The sequence below is a fragment of the Methylophilus sp. 3sh_L genome, assembly GCF_046766015.1.
Lineage (GTDB): Bacteria > Pseudomonadota > Gammaproteobacteria > Burkholderiales > Methylophilaceae > Methylophilus.
Genome location: NZ_JBKOUF010000005.1, coordinates 137603 through 154160, shown reverse-complemented (window position 1 = coordinate 154160; position 16558 = coordinate 137603). Strand labels below are relative to the sequence as shown.

Genomic DNA, 16558 nt, shown 5'->3' with positions numbered 1-16558 from the left:
GTGCAGAATAACAAAACGGCGTGCCGATGCGGGGAATGACCGCATCGGCACGCCGTTTTTAGTCGCTTATTTAATCACACCGCATGCGATTCTGGGACCTGCATTACCTGCAGGTTGCGATACATAATCATCTGCATCGCGATGAATAATAATCGCGTGGCCAATCAATGCGTGCGCACCTTCAGACAGGCTCGCATCTTCCAGTGTCGCCCGGTAAATGACATTGCCGGTGTTATCTGCTGTCAGATTGGGAAGATCGCCAAAGTGATGGTTGGGGGTAGCTTGAGAGGCATGTTGATTGGCGTCAGGGTTGAAGTGGCCGCCGGCACTCGTGCCATCCGCGGCAGAGCAATCGCCCTTTTCATGAATATGAAAGCCGTGAATAGAGTTTGGCGCCAGGCCAGAGACTCTGGCGATCAACATCACCTTAGTGCCTTGCTGAATCAGGTCAACGTCACCTGCGACTTGTGAGTCTGATTTTGCTTCTAGCGTGGCGTGTGCAGAGGTCTGCTGCATAAAAGGGATTTGACTACAGGACGCCAGTAAAAAAGGGGCGAGGCTCAACAACAGACGTGGACAAATTTGCATAAAAGCTCCTTCTTCTTAACAAGTCAGTGCGGGTGACATCGCCGGTAGCGTCATTCGTAGCCGCATTGCATCCGCAAGCCAGCTGCAGCAATCGCTACCGCCAAAGAAGGGTGCTGTTTCCCGGTTGCGGGTTCCACCCTTATCCTAATTTGGCATCAAGGATGTCTGGAAGTCCCTTATTTGGGTTGCAAGAAGCCCAGGCCATGCGACCAGGTAATCACATGTACGCCCGCTTCTTTCTGTTTGTCAGCGATTTGCAAATGCAGTTCATGCATCTTGGTCCAATGGTGTTTGGGGCGGTAATGGTGCTCTGCATGATAGCCATTGTTGAACCAGATCAGGTTGTAAAGTTTGCTGTAGCTGCTCACCCCCCAGGCGATCGGCAAGTCAGGATTGCCGCGCCAGTGCTCATACCAGCCGTTCAGTGAAGACAAGCAGTGACCGAGGTAATAAAACGGCACCATGAACAGCATAAATTTCCAGTTCATGACGAAGCCAACCAGCACCAGCAGGATGGAACAGATAATTTCAAACACGCCAAAACGTGCCAGGCCAGGATTGCGTTTTTTAATTTCCCGGTAGATTTCTGCCGGATCATCCCTGAAATAACTTTTAAAGGTATACGCCCAGACATTCTCAGGTTCACCGTTGCTGCCGTAGCGGTAAATCGAGAGCCAGTCTATGGTATTACCATTGGCATCCTGCCGGTCGCTATTGCCGATGTGGTGGCGTTTATGCACCGCATCATAAAAGGTCTGCGAAAAGACCATGGTCAAAGATTCCAGCAGGCTGAAAATCCTGTTCAGGAATTCAGACTTGAAGTATGGGTTGTGGATGAAATTATGCGAGATGCCATTGATGTTCCATGAAATGCTGACGGCATATACCAGGCCCAATAGCACGTTGGCATACCATGGCAGGCGGTCAAACCAGAGAAACATGCCGATCAAATAGGCAAAATGCAGAATGCCAAAGACGACCGGTAGCAGATCCCAGTAAGAGTAGGCAAATAAAAAACGTGGCTTGTTTTTGGCTGCCATTTATTTTTCCTTAATCAATTCCATCATAAATCCAATTGGGTGTGGCCAAGGGATCACCTTGACGCCAGCTTGCTTTTGTTTGTCAGCAATCTCTGTATGCAGGGCATGCATCTTTGTCCAGTGATGCTTGGGCCGGTAGTGATGCTCAGCATGATAACCATTGTTTAACCACAGCCAATTGTAGAGTTTGTTATAGCAGCTGACGCCCCAGGCAATCGGCAAGTCAGGATTCGCGCCAGCATGCTCATAGTAGCCATTCATCGCGGTCAATGAGTGGCCAAGATAATAAAAGCACACATAAAACAGTCCGAATTGCCAATCCCACAGCAAAAAGCCCACGATCATCAAGGTCACGACCACGACCTCAAACACAGCAAAATAGGCCAATGCCTGGCTATGTTTTTTGATCAGGCCATAAATCCGCTTGGGATCATCGCGGAAATAGCTCAGCAATGAGTATTTGAGGGGGTGTTCCGCCTGTGCATTCTCGCCATGACGGTAAATAGAGATCCAGTCGATGGTCTCTCCCTGGGCATCTTTTCGGTCATTGTTGCCGATGTGATGTTGCCGGTGTACGTAGTCATACATGGTTTGTGAAAATCCCATGGTGACTGATTCCATCAGGCTGAAAAGGCGGTTAAGCAGGGCAGATTTAAAGTAAGCGTTATGAATAAAGTTATGGGAAACGCTGTTCACATTCCATGAAATGCTAAAGGCGTAGATCACGCCAATCAATAGGTTTTGCCAAAGCAGCAGGCGATGAAAATTGGCAATCATCCATAAAAAAAAGGCGAAATGCAGGCATCCTGCCAGCACGGGGATGAGATCCCAATAGCTATAGGCAAACAGGAAAGGAGATTTTTTGACGCGCACAGGCAAAACCCCAGCAATAGTCCAAGAATAAAATTAAGTGCCTATCATGCAATGGATGACTTACTAAATCCTTACAGCGCGCAGGCTTTATAAAATGGGCTGGTAAATAGCTAGTAAATATAGCTGTGACGACGCAATAAAAAAGCCTGTGTACGACACAGGCTTTTTTCGCAGGACTGGCTTTAGCTGCCAGACAGACATTTTTTCATGAACGCTTTACGCTCATCGCCAGCAAGTGCCTTGGTTTTGGCATCGGCGTTACAGGTTTTCATTTTTTCCTGCTGTGCCGTCAAGCCTGAGCTGGCACCTTCGGCTGACAGGCATTTTTTCATGAACGCTTTGCGCTCGTCGCCAGCCAGCGCCTTGGTTTTAGCATCGGCGTTACAGGTTTTCATTTTTTCTTGTTGCGTGCCTGCATAAGCAGAAAAGCAGACACAAGAGAGCAACATAGCAACCACCAGTTTATTCATCGACGTCTCCAAATAAAATAAATTTTTCGAGTGTGAGGCTGCCTGCGGCGGGCCCGTGCTGGCATTTTGACATAGAGCAGACGGCTTGGGGGAATAAAAAAAGCCCGGGAGTCACCCGGGCTTGCGTACCGAATACGGCAAGGCTGGTTTAATGAATGGGGACACTATACAAACGGCCAGCTTTCATATCTGGGACCAGTAGCGATTTGCCGTCTGCGGAGAGGCTGATATCCGCAGACGACTGGTAGCCCTGGATGATGCGTTGCGGGGTTGCTTTGGGCTCAGCCAGTTGCCAGACATTACCGCCTGCCCAGTCGCTGACATAAAGCAAGCCATCAGCATCACGGATCAGACCATCTGCGCCGCCAAAACCCTGATTCAACAGCGTGACCACCGGCTTACTGCCGCTCAGTTGCACGCCAAACAATTTACCGGTGCCAAAATCTGCCACCAGCAGACGGTTGGGGCCATCCATCAGCAAACCATTGGGCCGTTTAATGCCTGCATTGGCTTTGAGGACTTGGGTTAATTTGCCTTCTGGTGTCAGTTTAAAAATCCCCGCACCTTTGCCATTGTCATCGCCGCTGTCTGAGACATAGACATTGCCCAGGCCGTCGATCTCAATATCGTTTAAAAATACCGATTTTTGCGGGAAGGCACTGGCTGCAGCGACTACGGTTTGTTTACCGTTACTGATGTCTATCCGTACCACGCGGTCAATATCGGCGACATACAGTTGACCGTTAAAGACATCCAGGCCTTTGGGGTCATTCAAGCCTTCTGCCAGCGTCGTGCGCGTCCCGTCGGCGGCAATGCGTGTGATTTTGCCATCACCCGCTTTGCCAAACGCTCCGATTTCAGACACATAACGCGTGCCATCCGGGCTGGCAAACACCGATTCCGGCATGATAAACCCCTCCAGGTGATTGGCGCTGTTGGGGCTGGTAGTCGCTGATTGCGCTTTGCCGTCATAGCTGACGCGGTAAATCACGCCATTGTAGTCGTCGGAGACCAGTAATGAGCCATCTGCCAATTGCAGCACATCGTTGGGGCGGCCCCAGACTTCGCCGTCCGCGGTCAGCCAGCCGTCAATAAAGGGTTTGGTTTCCTTGACCTGGTGTTGCCCGTCAAAAATCACCCGCACTAACTGGTAGCCGACCGGCACCTTGCGGTTCCACGAGCCATGCTGGGCAATCACGGCATTGCCCTGGTATTCCGCCGGGAATTGCTTACCCGTGTAAAACTTAAAGCCCAGGTTGGCGCTGTGTGCCTGAAACTCTGCCACAGGCAGGGTGGTCGCTGCAGGCGGCGTTTTGTCTTTCCAGTTTGGGTCACGTGCATCCCCACCGGCAAAGTATGGGAATCCGAAATGCAGCCCGGCCTTGGGGGCAGCATTGAGTTCGTCATGCGGTACATCGGGGCCGAGCAGGTCTACTCCATTGTCGGTAAAAAACAGGGTGCCTGTTCCGGGGTGAAAATCCATCCCGACCGAGTTACGCACGCCCTTGGCAAATGTTTCTACCTGGCTGCCGTCGGCATTCATGCGGATAATCGAAGCCTCAAGCCCGGTCGGGTCGCAGATATTGCAAGGTGCGCCTATGGTCACGTAAAGCTTGTTATCCGGGCCCACGGCCAGGTAGCGCCAGCCATGATGGGCTTTGTCCGGTAGTTTGTCATAGACCACTTCACGCATGGCCTTAAACGGCAAGGTGAGGTCAAAGTCAGGCGCTGCATAGCGCGTGATGCGGTGTTGCTCGGCCACATATAAATGGCCATCCACCATGGCGACGCCATTGCCAACCTTGAGATCGTCCAGAATGCTGACCACCTGGTCAGCCTTGTGATCTTTGTTTTTATCGACGACGGCATACACATGATTGCCACGCGTACCGACATACACATTGCCATTGGTGCCCAGCGCCATCTGGCGGGCCCCCGGCACCTCGGCATACACATCAATCTGAAAGCCATCCGGCAGATGCAGTTTGTTTAAATTGGCACGTACATCATTGATATCTGCCCAGGATGCATTCGCCGCTGTCGCAAGCACAGCGCCTAGCAGGCAGGTGATTAATCTTTTTTTCATCACGGATATCCTCTTCTCTACAAATATTTAAACCAATATACCTAGCTCAGCCAGTGTAAGCACTTGCGCAAGTCGTGCAAAGTTTAAAAATATGAAATGATTGCCTATTCCTATTTTGGATATGCTGCTTATTGCTATTTGGTAGTAATATCAATGCCTGATTATTCAATGAACCGGGGATATTATGAATAATGAATGCTGGCATGCGCACGACAAGGAACGAACTATTTCTCTGCTCTCGGCACTGACGCCCAAAGAGGGATTTACCCTGACCGCACTCGATGGCGTCAAACTCATGCGCTGGAACCGGTCGATTGCACGCAGCCCGGTGTTTTACGAACCTAGTATTGTGTTTGTCTGTCAGGGCAGAAAAGTGGGTTACCTCGGCGGAGAGGTCTACCAGTATAACCCACAGCAGTTTCTGATTCTGTCAGTGCCGTTGCCGTTTGAAAGCGAAACCATCGCCTCCCCAGACGAGCCGCTACTGGCCATTTCTATCCGGATTAACTTATCGGTGATCTCAGAGTTATTAATGAGTCTGGAGCACACAACGCCGATGCAGGTGAATGGCAAAAGCGGCATTATTTCTACCGCGCTGGACAAACAACTCTCCAATGCAGTGGTGCGATTGCTGGAGTGCCTGCAATCCAAAACGGAGGCTGCCGTGCTTGGCCAGGCGATTATCCGCGAGATTCATTACCGGCTGCTCACCTCGGCGCAATCTTCTGCCATCCTGGCTGCGCATAGCACGCATAGCAATTTGGGCCGCATCAGCAAAGCCTTGCGCCTGATTCATGCCGAATATGCCAACGCCCTTAATGTGGACACTCTGGCTGCGGTTTCAGCCATGAGCGTGCCTTCGTTTCATGCGGCTTTTCGCGATGTGACGGCAACTTCGCCTATCCAGTACCTGAAAAAAACGCGTTTGCACAAAGCCAGGTTGCTCATGGTGCAAGATGGTATGAATGCCACCCTGGCGGCGACCAAGGTAGGTTATGAGAGTGCTTCGCAGTTTAGCCGTGAGTTTAAGCGCATGTTTGGCCGCAGTCCGATGGAAGAGGTGAGCGCAGTCCGCACGGCACTCATTACCTCACCGAGTGAATTTATCGGTCCGCATCGGGTCGACCCTTATGTCACGGTCCAGCAATAGCTTGTTGGTCGCCAGTCAAAATATCCAAGAGGATTAGGCAACGATTTGATAAAAGCAGGCAAGCAGGATAGTCTGTGCTTGGCTAGACTGTGGATGAGCGTGCAGGCAATCTTGCCTGCATAAGCCTTGTTGGCATCATTTTAAAACATGGAGATGCGATGAAAACTGCAGCCTACGGCGTACAAAATGCAACCTCGCCCGTTGCCCCCATGAGTATAGATCGCCGGGAGCCTGGCCCTAATGATGTCTTGATCGACATCGATTACTGCGGTATCTGCCATTCGGATATTCACCAGGCACGTAACGAATGGGGAGGCGGTTCGTTGTATCCCATGGTGCCAGGCCACGAAATTGTCGGGCATGTACGCCAGGTGGGCTCAGCGGTCACCAAGTTCAAACCTGGCCAGTTGGTCGGTGTCGGCTGTATGGTCGACTCCTGCCGTCATTGCGAAGCCTGTGATGAAGGCGAAGAGCAATATTGCGACCACACCGTATTTACCTATAACGCCAAAGATCCTAAACATGGCGGCCTGACCTTTGGTGGTTATGCCGAGCGGATTACCGTGGATGAGAATTTTGTCGTCAGTGTGCCTGAAAATCTAGATACCAAAGCTGTCGCCCCTTTGCTTTGCGCGGGCATCACCTTGTATTCGCCGCTCAAACACTGGAATGTGCAACCCGGCCAGAAAGTTGGCATTATCGGTCTGGGTGGCTTGGGGCATATGGGGGTTAAATTGGCGGCCGCCATGGGCGCGCATGTGGTGATGATTACCACATCAGCCAGCAAGGCGGTTGATGCAACCAAGCTCGGTGCCCATGAAGTCCTCATCTCAAAAAATGCTGATGAGATGGCCAAACATGCGTCCAGTTTTGACCTGATTATTGACACCGTACCGGTGGCGCACGACCTCAATCCGTATATTGGCTTGCTCAAGCGGGATAAAACCATCGTGCTGGTCGGTCCGCTGGATCCGGTTGACGTCCATGGCGCCAACCTGATCACGCAACGCCGTCATGTCGCCGGGTCACTGATAGGCGGCATTGCCGAAACCCAGGAAATGCTGGATTTCTGTGGCAAACATAATATCGTCAGTGATGTCGAGATGATAGATGCCAACTATATCAATGATGCTTACGAGCGCATGCTCAAGAGTGATGTGAAATATCGTTTTGTGATTGATATCAATTCCATGAAAGCTTAAGCGGGGATGACACGTAAGTGGTGAGTACTTGCCGTCTGGCGATAAAAAAGCCCTGTTGAAATGAACAGGGCTTTTTTATAGGTAATGCCAGGCCCGACCACCAAAGCTGAGGGCCGAAAACAGTTTAAACATATTCGTCTATCATTGAGAGTTTCTGCTTGGCAGGCGCATGGTTGTTCTGGTTGAGCGTTGAAGAGCCTTCTGTCTGCTTCTGCTTTTCTGCCGTTTCCTGTTTTTGCCGGATAAGTTGGTCCAGTTGTGCTTGCGTTGCCTCGATTTGCAATTGGATGAGCTTGGCTTTGGCCTGCCCTTCTTTCGATTGCGTATTAATCGCTTCCTTCAGGTCTTTTTGCAGGGAGGTCAGCTTTTTCTGCAGTGCTTCTATGGCCGACTGGCTGCTGCCGCTCGTGCTGGCTGTACTGGTCATTTGAGTGCTCACAGCGGACATCGAAATAGAAATGGACATGGCATGCTCATAAAAGTATTGGCTACAATTGAATTACGACACAAGTCAGCCAAACTTGAGAAAAGCGCTGAATGTTTGACCAGGCATGTCTTGGTTTTGAAACCATATTCGCTGAAAAATCTGGCTGGTATTTTGTTTTGTCAGTATTTTGCGTATAGCCTCCGATATTTAGACTGCGCTGGTGGGTAATGGGGTTATTGATACGGCAGGATGATCTCAGTTCATTGATGACTGACCTAGTAAAATAAGGCGGTGTGACCAAGCCGACGATGACGGGTTTTATGGAAATTATTCAAAGAAAAACACAAAAATGTTGACAATGAAAGTATTTGAGAATAGTTTGAATACAGTTTGTTAATTCTACACAAATCGCCAATGTTGCCGGTTTAGTGTATGGCTAGGAAAGCCCTGTTCAGTCAGTTTATTGACTGAACAGGGCTTTTTTTTGCTCAAAATTTACATCGCTGTACTTATCAAGCTTAAGGGAACAGATGAATGCTCGTACTAAATAAAATCATTGCTAACTCGACTGATCAGGAAGTCGCTGAGCAGTTACACGATTTAAATCACCATGGCGTTGTTGAACACTTGGTACTGAATAAGGACGATGTTCTGAGGCACCGACTGCGGATGAAGACGGATAAAGGCACGGAGTGTGCGATTCAGCTTTCCAGAAATGAGATGTTGTCCAATGGGGCTGTACTTCTCCTTGAAGACAAAAAAGCCATCGTCGTTCAAATGGCTAAAGTTGAATATCTTTGCTTGCGGCCCACTAGCTTAGCTGCCGCGCTGGAGGTTGGGTATTTCTGCGGGAATATGCACTGGAAAGTGGATTTTGAGGGCGATATTTTGAGAATCATGTTGAATGGTCCGAAGGAACGATATATCGAGCGCATTTTCCATTTTATTTCGGATGTGAAAGTTGAGTTGGTGCATGAGTAGTGATTCCCTATTCATCACTCTGCAGCATGCAGACAGCTTCTTTCCTTCAGGAGCAACTTCCTTTTCCTGGGGATTGGAGACGCTCTGCAATGAAAAAACAATTCAATCTTCGTTTGATTTAAATACCTATATCGAGGGTCAGTTCAGAGGACGTTGGGTCACGTGTGAATTGCCAGGCCTCATCGCCGCATACCGGGCTAGAGGGGATTTAGAAGCTGTTGCTTGCGTGGATAAAGAACTACATGTTTTATCGCTTACTAAGGAGTTTAGAACAGGTGCTGAACGCGCTGGTTCTGGCTTGTTAACCACGCATGCAAAATTAGGCACACCGCATGCAGAAGAATACAAGAAACTCGTCAAAAGCCTAAAAGCGCCTGGGCAACTCTCGGCAGTTCAGGGGCTACTGTGGTTTGGGGTCGGTTTAACCGAGCATCAGGCAGCCGTGTTGTCTGGATATAGTTTTTGCTCAGCCTTCGTCAGTGCAGCCATCAGGCTGGGTCTGATTGGCTATGTTGATAGCCAGATCATCATCAAGAACATGCATGAGATTTCTGCTCATTTGCTCTCGCAACCCTTGGTGCCGCTTGAAGAACTTAATTCTTATATACCCGAAACAGACATTGCTGTGATGCGGCATGAAACAGCAGATTCAAGATTGTTTTTTAATTGATGGCATACATTGAGGGAGAAATGAATGTTACTAACACCCGTAGAAATGGAGCGCTTTGCAATATTCAATGCAGCCCAGTTGGCGCGTAGAAGAAAGGAGCGAGGCCTAAAGTTGAATCACCCTGAGGCGATTGCCATTATTGCTGACGAAATTATGGAAGGGGCGAGAGACGGACGTTCCGTGGCCGAGCTCATTAGTTATGGCTCACAGATTCTCACGACTGACGATGTCATGCCAGGCGTGGAAGCCATGGTCACGATGATTCAGGTGGAGCCGGTTTTCCCAGATGGGACAAAACTCGTTACCGTGCACGATCCAATCCGGCCAGGAAAACTCAAGCGAGCGCCAGAGGATGAAATTGTTCCTGGTGAAATCATTGCAGCCGATGGAGACATTGAAATTAACGCCGGTAGAAAACAGGTTTCATTGAAAGCTGTGAATACTGGAGATAGGCCTATCCAAATTGGCAGCCATTATCACTTTTTCGAGGCTAATCGAGCCCTGGATTTTGAGCGTAGATTATCTTTTGGAATGCACCTCGACATCCCAGCTGGTACCGCAGTGCGTTTTGAGCCCGGTGAAAGCAAAGTGGTGACCCTTGTCGCTTTTGGCGGCAGAGCAGAAGTATATGGTTTAAACAACTTGACCAATGGATCTACAAAAAATGAGGAACTGCTAGAGGTCGCTTTAGAGCGGGCACGTCAATCAAACTTTAAAGGTGCGTAAGAGATGGCAAAGATCACGCGTAAAGAATATGCAGCAATGTACGGGCCAACTGTTGGTGATGCTGTTCGACTTGGAGATACCTCACTGCTCGCTGAAATCGAAAAAGATTTTGGATTCCCTGGGGATGAGTGTTTGCATGGTGGCGGCAAAACGCTTCGCGATGGACTTGGAATGGCACCCGGGTTTGATAGCGCATCCGGATCATTAGATATGTTGATCTCAAATGTGGTGATTATTGATCCAGTAGTCGGCATCGTTAAAGGGGACATTGGGATTAAGGCCGGGAAAATAGTCAAGATTGGCAAGGCCGGTAACCCCGCCATTATGGATGGCGTAGATAGTGACTTGGTGATTGGCGCAGCGACCACGGTGCGGGATGGTGAAGGGCTCATTGCCACGCCTGGAGGCATTGATGTTCATGTTCATTTTGACAGCGCACAACTTTGCGAGCATGCCCTTAGTTCCGGCCTGACAACGCTCATAGGCGGATCACTAGGGCCGATTACAGTCGGTATTGACAGTGCCGGGGAGTGGAATGTTGGCAAAATGCATCAATCCAGTGAGCATTGGCCAATCAACTTTGGATTCTTGGGGAGAAGCTCTTCCAACCCTCAATCAATATACGATCAACTTTCAGGCGGTTGTTTTGGTTTGAAAATTCATGAAGACTGGGGCGCGATGCCCGCTGTCATCGACACTTGCCTCTCTGTTGCGGATGAACTCGACTTTCAGGTTTGCCTTCACTCAGACACTTTAAATGAAAGTGGTTTTCTTGAAGACTCATTGGCCGCGGTCAAGGGTAGAACAATACACATGTACCATACGGAAGGCGCTGGTGGTGGGCATGCACCTGACATCATCAAAGTCGTCGGGGAGCTGAACTGCTTACCTTCTTCTACTAACCCCACCAATCCTTACACCATCAATACCTTCGATGAGCATCTGGATATGATTATGGTTTGCCATCATCTGAACCCATCCATTCCAGAAGATGTGGCCTTTGCTGAGAGTCGCATTCGAGCGCAAACCATTGCGGCTGAGGATGTTTTACATGATATGGGCGCCATCTCTATGCTTGGCTCTGACAGTCAAGGTATGGGGCGTATCAACGAAGTAGTTTGTAGAACCTGGCAGTTGGCAAGCAAGATGAAAGACCAGCGCGGCCGTTTAGCAGAGGAAACTTCCCGAATTGGGGATAACGAGCGGATCAAAAGGTACATTGCTAAATATACGATCAATGCAGCACGTGCGTTTGGGATCGATGAACATGTTGGCTCACTGGAAAGTGGAAAAATTGCGGATATCGTTTTATGGCGCCCTGCATTTTTTGGCATCAAACCTGAGTTAGTCGTGAAAGGCGGTTTCATTGTCTGGTCTCCCATGGGGGACAGTGCTGCATCATTAATGACCTGTGAACCAGTCATTATGCGTCCACAATGGGGGGCTTTTGGTGGCGCGCCAAGTCAGTTGAGCTTTAACTTTGTGAATCCTTTGGCAATAGAGGCTGGTCTGTCCGACAAGTTAGGACTCAAAAAAGGCCTGCTTCCATCGTATGGCACCAGAAAAATCAATAAGTCCAATATGCTGCACAACAAGACCCTGCCTAATATCAGTGTCAATTCTCAAACCTTTCAGGTCTCCATTGATGGCGTTCCAATCACTTGTGAGCCTTCAACTAAACTCCCATTGGCGCAAAGGTATATGTTCAGATGAATACAGAAACTGTCAAACCACATAAGGGTGCAGCCAGGGTCGGCATTGGCGGTCCCGTTGGGTCGGGTAAAACGGCCTTACTTGAGCAACTGATTCCACGATTTATTGCAAGAGGCACCCAACTCGCTGTCATCACCAATGATTTAGTGACTAAAGAGGATGCGATCAGGATTCAACGCAGCGGACTGATTTCACCTGACCGGGTGATGGCAGTCGAAACTGGCGCCTGTCCTCATACTGCTATCCGTGAAGATCCAACAATGAACATCCAGGCGGCTGACTTTCTGGATGAGAAATATGGAAATCTGGATCTCATCCTGATTGAAAGTGGCGGTGACAATTTGGCTTCTTCTTTTTCACTTGATCTCGTTGATTATTGGTTATTCGTCATTGATGTCGCAGGTGGCGATGACATTCCACGCAAACGCGGGCTAGGTGTCATGCAGTGCGATTTGTTGATCATCAATAAAACGGATTTAGCACCCTATGTGGGTGTAAATATCGAACGGATGTTGATGGAAGGGGAAGAGGTCAGAGGCGGCAAGCCAATACTGCTCACCAATTGCGCCAAAGGTCATGGCATTGATGAGGTGGTCGAGAAAATTGCCAGAGAGGTTCTTTTTGAGGGCTAAGCACTTACAGCTTGTGGAACCAATAGTCGAGGCAATTGAAGGTGGAGAAGCCGCGCCTTTGTCTTTAATGAAGCTTAGTTCAGCAGGCGGCAATCAAGTCAGATTGGTATTTGTGTCTCCTGGGCCTGGTAAGCGCACTTATATCGATGAGCAATTTGTCACTTATCCCTTTCATGTATGCCGAGCATATTACAAACCAAATGATCCGCCCAGTATGGCTACTTTATGCTTGCAATCGACTAGCGGCGGTATTTTTGAGAGTGATAGAACCAGTGTTTCGATCGTCCTTGCAGAGAATAGCCAGGCACGTATTACCACTGCGGCCGCGACGGTTGTGCATAGGATGGAAAAAGACATCGCGCAACAGAAAGTTTTGATTGAAGCAGGGCCGGGCTCATTTTGTGAGTATGCGCCTGGGCCTCTGATTATGTTTCCGATGGCTAATTTGAGATCGAGTCTAGAGTTGAAAGTGGATCCATCAGCGACGGTGATATTTTGCGACTCTTTTATCGCGCACAACCCCAATCACAATGGCGAGACGTTTACGAGTTTACGGACAGACGTCTGCGTCCGTAATCCCCAAGGGGAAGTGCTGGTAAGGGATCGCGCCTTTTTGACTGGGGAGACCTACGAAAGCAAGACTCTGGGCATTACCGGCAAATATAAGGCGCAGGCAACACTCATGGTGATTACCCAGCAGGTCTCTGCAGACGCTCTGGTGACCCAGCTGCGGGCAGGATTGGTTGCGATGGAGGCGTTATATGTGGGCGTGTCAACCTTGCCATCCAACGCCGGGGTGTGGATACGGATGCTGGGGGAGGATGGTGCATCCCTCAAGCAAGGGCTGGATTTAGCATGGATATTGGTTCGAGAGTTCATGGTTGACGCTTTGCAATTAGCTGCGCTTGATTAGGGCAGATGCGTAGGAATGATCAATTTAAATGGAAATGAGGAAAATATGAAAAGTGATACAAAATATCTAGTGACGATGTTTTTGATGATGTGGGCCGGAAGCACCTACGCGCATCCTGGACATTTCGACGATATGATGGGTTTTTTTGCAGGCTTCAGTCATCCTTTTAGCGGGGTTGACCATTTGCTTTCTATGTTTGCAATAGGTCTGCTCGCTGGTCAAAGAGATGGTAAATCAATCATGTTGGTGCCGGTGGTATGCCTTTCGGCAATGGCGTTAGCATGTACTGCAGCCATTGCTGGGCTGGTTATTTCTTTCAGTGAAATGGGTATCCTTTTAACCTTGGTCGTCAGTGGCGTGCTGTTAGCATGCAGGGTCAAATTGTCCCTGCCATTGTTATTACCTTTAGTAGGGATGTTCTCTGTTTTTCATGGCTATGCACATGGTCTTGAAATGCCGTTTAATGCAAAAGGTTTTGAATATGGGGTGGGTTTAGTGGCAGGTTCGTTATTACTTCTGTTGGCGGGGATGCTCACTTCACTCAAAGGGCGTGAGAAGATAGTGGCCTATCTTGGCGCTGCCACTGCAGTGGTTGGCTTGTCACTTCTGGTCATATAAATAATTAAAATGCTTGAAGACCGATTAGCTTGGTACGTTGTTGGGGTTTAAATTAATGCAAGATCATTCAATCAAAGTGGGCGTTCTGTACTCCCAAACTGGTGTCGTCTCGGCCATTGGCAACTCGCAACTACAAGGTACTCTGCTTGCGATAGATGAGGTCAATGCCGCTGGCGGTATCAATGGCAGAATGATCGTTCCGATTTCATATGACACCCAGTCAAATCCTGATCTCGATGCTGCTTTTGCTGAAAAGTTAATCTTGGAAGATAAGGTCAAGGTGATTTTCGGAGGGTACACCTCCATCAGTCGTAGAGCTATTTTGCCCGTGGTAGAAAAATGGAACAGGCTACTTTTTTATCCAACCATGTATGAGGGGTTTGAGTTCTCCAATAACGTCATTTATACAGGTGCAACTCCCAACCAGAATATCGTGCAATTAGTCGAGTATATGACATCCAATTATGGTACAAGGGTTTATCTGGTTGGCTCTGACTATATCTTCCCCTATGAGTCGAATCGCATCATGAAAGAATTACTGACCCAGTATGAAGATGGTGAAGTCCTTGGTGAGGTGTATTTGAAGTTGAATGCCAGTGAAGACGAGTTTCTTCCCATTATTGAAGATATCAAAGAAAAAAAACCTGACTTTATTTTTTCTACGGTGGTTGGAGAAACCACTTCATATTTGTATAAGCACTATGCTCAGGCCGGGCTGAATCCTCAGCAAATGCCTATCGCAAGTTTGTCTACCTCAGAGGCTGAAATTGCACAAATGGGCGCTGAGGCTGCGGCAGGCCACTTTACAGCCTCACCCTATTTTCAATCTGTAGACTCTCAAGTCAATCGGGAGTGTCTAGCGAACTTTAGAAAAAAATTCGGGCATGGCGCAATCCCCAATATGAATTGGGAAGCAGCGTATTTCCAGGTTCACTTGTTTGCCAACGCGATGGCTAAATCCAACGATGATGATATTGAAGCACTCTTACCCTACCTATTGGATTCAGCGTTTAATGCCCCACAAGGCCTGATCAGTATTGATCCACTCAGTCATCATACAAATCTAAACCCTAGAATTGGACGAGCAAACGCTGATGGCCAATTTACGATTGTGCGTGAATCGTCAAATCAAGTGTATGCGGATCCCTATTTAGTGACACATACATTTGAAGATGTCCGTCTGGTTTCAGGATTGTCGGGGCTGTAATTTGACTAACCGCCAGCCCACTCAGGCTTTGAGACTCACTTCGGAGTTATTAAGAGATCTGCGATCTTTGAATGTAGTGGTATTTCACCCTCAGGATAAAGATGGGGACATGCTACTTCAACAATTAGAGCGGATTGGCTGCAAGACGTCGCAATTCTGGCCACCACGACCAGAGTTATCTGAATTCACAGATTTAATTTTTCTATCCATCAATCCTGAATTTAATGTGGCGGATTATGCTTGGTTTAATTCAGAAAATTGCCCACCCATCATTGCCGTTGTGGCTTATGAAAACCCAACTATCGTAAACCTGGCCTTAAAGATAGGCGTAAAAGGCGTTGTCGCGTGCCCTATTCGCGAATTTGGTTTGCTTACGTCCATGGTGATTACCAGGCAGTGCTTTAAAGATATTGCCGAGGGACGTAAGCGTATTCAGCGGCTGGAACGGAAAGTTGCGGGCGTGGCAACAGTGTATGAGGCGAAGCGAATCCTCATGGCTTCTAAAAAAATCTCAGAAGAAGAGGCTTATGCAATACTGCGTGACCAAGCCAAGAGTAAGCGAGTTGAGATAGAAGTGATTGCGGAAACAATCATTTATGCTCAATCAATTCTGAATATTTGATATTGATTGAGCCTGCGCTGGGTCAATTAAATTTTTTGTGATGTTGCTGAGCCTACATCAAACAACAAAGGCGCTGAACAGCAGCACTTGCATTTTGTTTGATGCCATACTATACTGATCCGTACTATGTTGCTGTTAAAAGAATTACCGACCTCCAAGAGCCTGGAGAAGTTTGTGACCCGTTATCCGGGCACAGACATTACCGCTATTTCTGACTTTGTCAGTATTTTGCGTGCAGCGTCGGATATTTCGACGGCGCTGGATGCGTTACTGGCCAGGCATGGCTTGCTGCAAGGGCGCTGGTGGGTACTGGTGTTATTGATGCGGCAGGATGACCTCACTTCATCGCCGTCTGACCTGGCTGAAAAGGCCGGGGTGACCAAGGCGACCATGACGGGCTTTATTGATGGGCTGGAGCGCGAGGGGCTGGTTTCGCGGTTTATGGATACGCAAGACCGCCGCAAGTTCCTGATCCGTTTGTCTATGGCCGGCCAGCAAAAGCTGGACGCAGTGATGCCGGACTATGTGCAATGTGTGACGCAGTTTATGAATGTGCTGGATAAGGCGCAAAGAGAAACGCTGATTGCCGACTTGTCCCGCTTGGCCAGCCGGGTCGATTTAATTAAATAAAGTCAGCTGC

The 16558-nt window shown here is 48.7% G+C and carries 18 protein-coding genes; 12 read left to right on the top strand and 6 right to left on the bottom strand.

Annotation, left to right across the window (positions count from 1 at the left end; genetic code table 11):
- Positions 1 to 66: 66 nt before the first annotated feature.
- The 5 genes from ACIDF8_RS11185 to ACIDF8_RS11165 all read right to left on the bottom strand — a co-directional run bounded on the left by ACIDF8_RS11185 (position 67) and on the right by ACIDF8_RS11165 (position 5057).
- Entirely contained in the window at positions 67 to 588 is a 522-nt protein-coding gene (locus ACIDF8_RS11185) for a superoxide dismutase family protein (protein WP_412010694.1), read from the bottom strand.
- Between the two features lie 176 nt (positions 589 to 764).
- Positions 765 to 1628 carry a fatty acid desaturase family protein gene (locus tag ACIDF8_RS11180; protein ID WP_412010693.1) on the bottom strand — a complete coding sequence of 288 codons (864 nt, stop codon included), beginning with the start codon at positions 1626 to 1628 and terminating at the stop codon, positions 765 to 767.
- A complete protein-coding gene (locus tag ACIDF8_RS11175; RefSeq protein WP_412010692.1) occupies positions 1629 to 2501 on the bottom strand; it encodes a fatty acid desaturase family protein in 873 nt (290 codons plus the stop codon).
- A 182-nt stretch (positions 2502 to 2683) separates the two neighbouring features.
- A complete protein-coding gene (locus tag ACIDF8_RS11170) occupies positions 2684 to 2971 on the bottom strand; it encodes a PsiF family protein (RefSeq protein ID WP_412010691.1) in 288 nt (95 codons plus the stop codon).
- Positions 2972 to 3119: 148 nt separating this feature from the next.
- Complete coding sequence (locus ACIDF8_RS11165; protein ID WP_412010690.1) at positions 3120 to 5057, bottom strand: SMP-30/gluconolactonase/LRE family protein; 1938 nt, start codon at positions 5055 to 5057, stop codon at positions 3120 to 3122.
- 184 nt (positions 5058 to 5241) lie between these two features.
- On the opposite strand from ACIDF8_RS11165, the gene ACIDF8_RS11160 reads away from it, so the two are divergent.
- Complete coding sequence (locus ACIDF8_RS11160; RefSeq protein ID WP_412010689.1) at positions 5242 to 6207, top strand: AraC family transcriptional regulator; 966 nt, start codon at positions 5242 to 5244, stop codon at positions 6205 to 6207.
- A 158-nt stretch (positions 6208 to 6365) separates the two neighbouring features.
- Positions 6366 to 7409, top strand: a complete 1044-nt coding sequence (locus ACIDF8_RS11155; protein WP_412010688.1) for an NAD(P)-dependent alcohol dehydrogenase — start codon at positions 6366 to 6368, stop codon at positions 7407 to 7409.
- Between the two features lie 124 nt (positions 7410 to 7533).
- On the opposite strand, the gene ACIDF8_RS11150 is transcribed toward ACIDF8_RS11155, so the two are convergent.
- On the bottom strand, positions 7534 to 7875 hold the full coding sequence (locus ACIDF8_RS11150) for a FlxA-like family protein (protein WP_412010687.1): 342 nt from the start codon (positions 7873 to 7875) through the stop codon (positions 7534 to 7536).
- A 495-nt stretch (positions 7876 to 8370) separates the two neighbouring features.
- Here ACIDF8_RS11150 and ureE point away from each other — a divergent pair, with 495 nt between their 5' ends.
- The 10 genes from ureE to ACIDF8_RS11100 all read left to right on the top strand — a co-directional run bounded on the left by ureE (position 8371) and on the right by ACIDF8_RS11100 (position 16548).
- Entirely contained in the window at positions 8371 to 8817 is a 447-nt protein-coding gene (gene ureE, locus ACIDF8_RS11145; protein WP_412010686.1) for an urease accessory protein UreE, read from the top strand.
- Entirely contained in the window at positions 8810 to 9487 is a 678-nt protein-coding gene (locus ACIDF8_RS11140; RefSeq protein ID WP_412010685.1) for an urease accessory protein UreF, read from the top strand. Before ureE ends, ACIDF8_RS11140 begins: the two co-directional genes overlap by 8 nt.
- A gap of 24 nt (positions 9488 to 9511) precedes the next feature.
- Positions 9512 to 10213: an urease subunit gamma gene (locus ACIDF8_RS11135; protein WP_412010684.1), complete on the top strand. Its 702-nt coding sequence runs from the start codon at positions 9512 to 9514 to the stop codon at positions 10211 to 10213.
- Between the two features lie 3 nt (positions 10214 to 10216).
- On the top strand, positions 10217 to 11926 hold the full coding sequence (gene ureC / locus ACIDF8_RS11130) for an urease subunit alpha (protein ID WP_412010683.1): 1710 nt from the start codon (positions 10217 to 10219) through the stop codon (positions 11924 to 11926).
- Positions 11923 to 12558 (top strand): urease accessory protein UreG, encoded by a 636-nt coding sequence (ureG, locus tag ACIDF8_RS11125; protein ID WP_313987034.1) that lies wholly within the window; start codon positions 11923 to 11925, stop codon positions 12556 to 12558. Before ureC ends, ureG begins: the two co-directional genes overlap by 4 nt.
- Before the next feature lie 214 nt (positions 12559 to 12772).
- The gene (locus ACIDF8_RS11120) at positions 12773 to 13471 is read left to right on the top strand and encodes an urease accessory protein UreD (RefSeq protein WP_412010682.1); all 699 of its coding nucleotides are present in this window, start codon (positions 12773 to 12775) and stop codon (positions 13469 to 13471) included.
- A gap of 45 nt (positions 13472 to 13516) precedes the next feature.
- Positions 13517 to 14089: a HupE/UreJ family protein gene (locus ACIDF8_RS11115; protein WP_412010681.1), complete on the top strand. Its 573-nt coding sequence runs from the start codon at positions 13517 to 13519 to the stop codon at positions 14087 to 14089.
- A gap of 55 nt (positions 14090 to 14144) precedes the next feature.
- On the top strand, positions 14145 to 15296 hold the full coding sequence (locus ACIDF8_RS11110) for a transporter substrate-binding domain-containing protein (RefSeq protein WP_412010680.1): 1152 nt from the start codon (positions 14145 to 14147) through the stop codon (positions 15294 to 15296).
- Complete coding sequence (locus ACIDF8_RS11105) at positions 15262 to 15918, top strand: ANTAR domain-containing response regulator (RefSeq protein ID WP_412010679.1); 657 nt, start codon at positions 15262 to 15264, stop codon at positions 15916 to 15918. Before ACIDF8_RS11110 ends, ACIDF8_RS11105 begins: the two co-directional genes overlap by 35 nt.
- Positions 15919 to 16044: 126 nt before the next feature.
- The gene (locus tag ACIDF8_RS11100) at positions 16045 to 16548 is read left to right on the top strand and encodes a MarR family winged helix-turn-helix transcriptional regulator (protein WP_412010678.1); all 504 of its coding nucleotides are present in this window, start codon (positions 16045 to 16047) and stop codon (positions 16546 to 16548) included.
- Positions 16549 to 16558 lie beyond the last annotated feature (10 nt).

What these genes read in the sequence shown, in the direction of transcription:
- ACIDF8_RS11185 (WP_412010694.1), bottom strand. Translation starts at nt 588, where the DNA reads ATGCAAATTTGTCCACGTCTGTTGTTGAGCCTCGCCCCTTTTTTACTG.
- ACIDF8_RS11105 (WP_412010679.1), top strand. Translation starts at nt 15,262, where the DNA reads ATGTCCGTCTGGTTTCAGGATTGTCGGGGCTGTAATTTGACTAACCGC.
- ACIDF8_RS11155 (WP_412010688.1), top strand. Translation starts at nt 6,366, where the DNA reads ATGAAAACTGCAGCCTACGGCGTACAAAATGCAACCTCGCCCGTTGCC.
- ACIDF8_RS11135 (WP_412010684.1), top strand. Translation starts at nt 9,512, where the DNA reads ATGTTACTAACACCCGTAGAAATGGAGCGCTTTGCAATATTCAATGCA.
- ACIDF8_RS11170 (WP_412010691.1), bottom strand. Translation starts at nt 2,971, where the DNA reads ATGAATAAACTGGTGGTTGCTATGTTGCTCTCTTGTGTCTGCTTTTCT.
- ACIDF8_RS11165 (WP_412010690.1), bottom strand. Translation starts at nt 5,057, where the DNA reads ATGAAAAAAAGATTAATCACCTGCCTGCTAGGCGCTGTGCTTGCGACA.
- ureC (WP_412010683.1), top strand. Translation starts at nt 10,217, where the DNA reads ATGGCAAAGATCACGCGTAAAGAATATGCAGCAATGTACGGGCCAACT.
- ureE (WP_412010686.1), top strand. Translation starts at nt 8,371, where the DNA reads ATGCTCGTACTAAATAAAATCATTGCTAACTCGACTGATCAGGAAGTC.
- ACIDF8_RS11180 (WP_412010693.1), bottom strand. Translation starts at nt 1,628, where the DNA reads ATGGCAGCCAAAAACAAGCCACGTTTTTTATTTGCCTACTCTTACTGG.
- ACIDF8_RS11140 (WP_412010685.1), top strand. Translation starts at nt 8,810, where the DNA reads ATGAGTAGTGATTCCCTATTCATCACTCTGCAGCATGCAGACAGCTTC.
- ACIDF8_RS11120 (WP_412010682.1), top strand. Translation starts at nt 12,773, where the DNA reads ATGGCTACTTTATGCTTGCAATCGACTAGCGGCGGTATTTTTGAGAGT.
- ureG (WP_313987034.1), top strand. Translation starts at nt 11,923, where the DNA reads ATGAATACAGAAACTGTCAAACCACATAAGGGTGCAGCCAGGGTCGGC.
- ACIDF8_RS11150 (WP_412010687.1), bottom strand. Translation starts at nt 7,875, where the DNA reads ATGTCCATTTCTATTTCGATGTCCGCTGTGAGCACTCAAATGACCAGT.
- ACIDF8_RS11100 (WP_412010678.1), top strand. Translation starts at nt 16,045, where the DNA reads ATGTTGCTGTTAAAAGAATTACCGACCTCCAAGAGCCTGGAGAAGTTT.
- ACIDF8_RS11110 (WP_412010680.1), top strand. Translation starts at nt 14,145, where the DNA reads ATGCAAGATCATTCAATCAAAGTGGGCGTTCTGTACTCCCAAACTGGT.
- ACIDF8_RS11160 (WP_412010689.1), top strand. Translation starts at nt 5,242, where the DNA reads ATGAATAATGAATGCTGGCATGCGCACGACAAGGAACGAACTATTTCT.
- ACIDF8_RS11115 (WP_412010681.1), top strand. Translation starts at nt 13,517, where the DNA reads ATGAAAAGTGATACAAAATATCTAGTGACGATGTTTTTGATGATGTGG.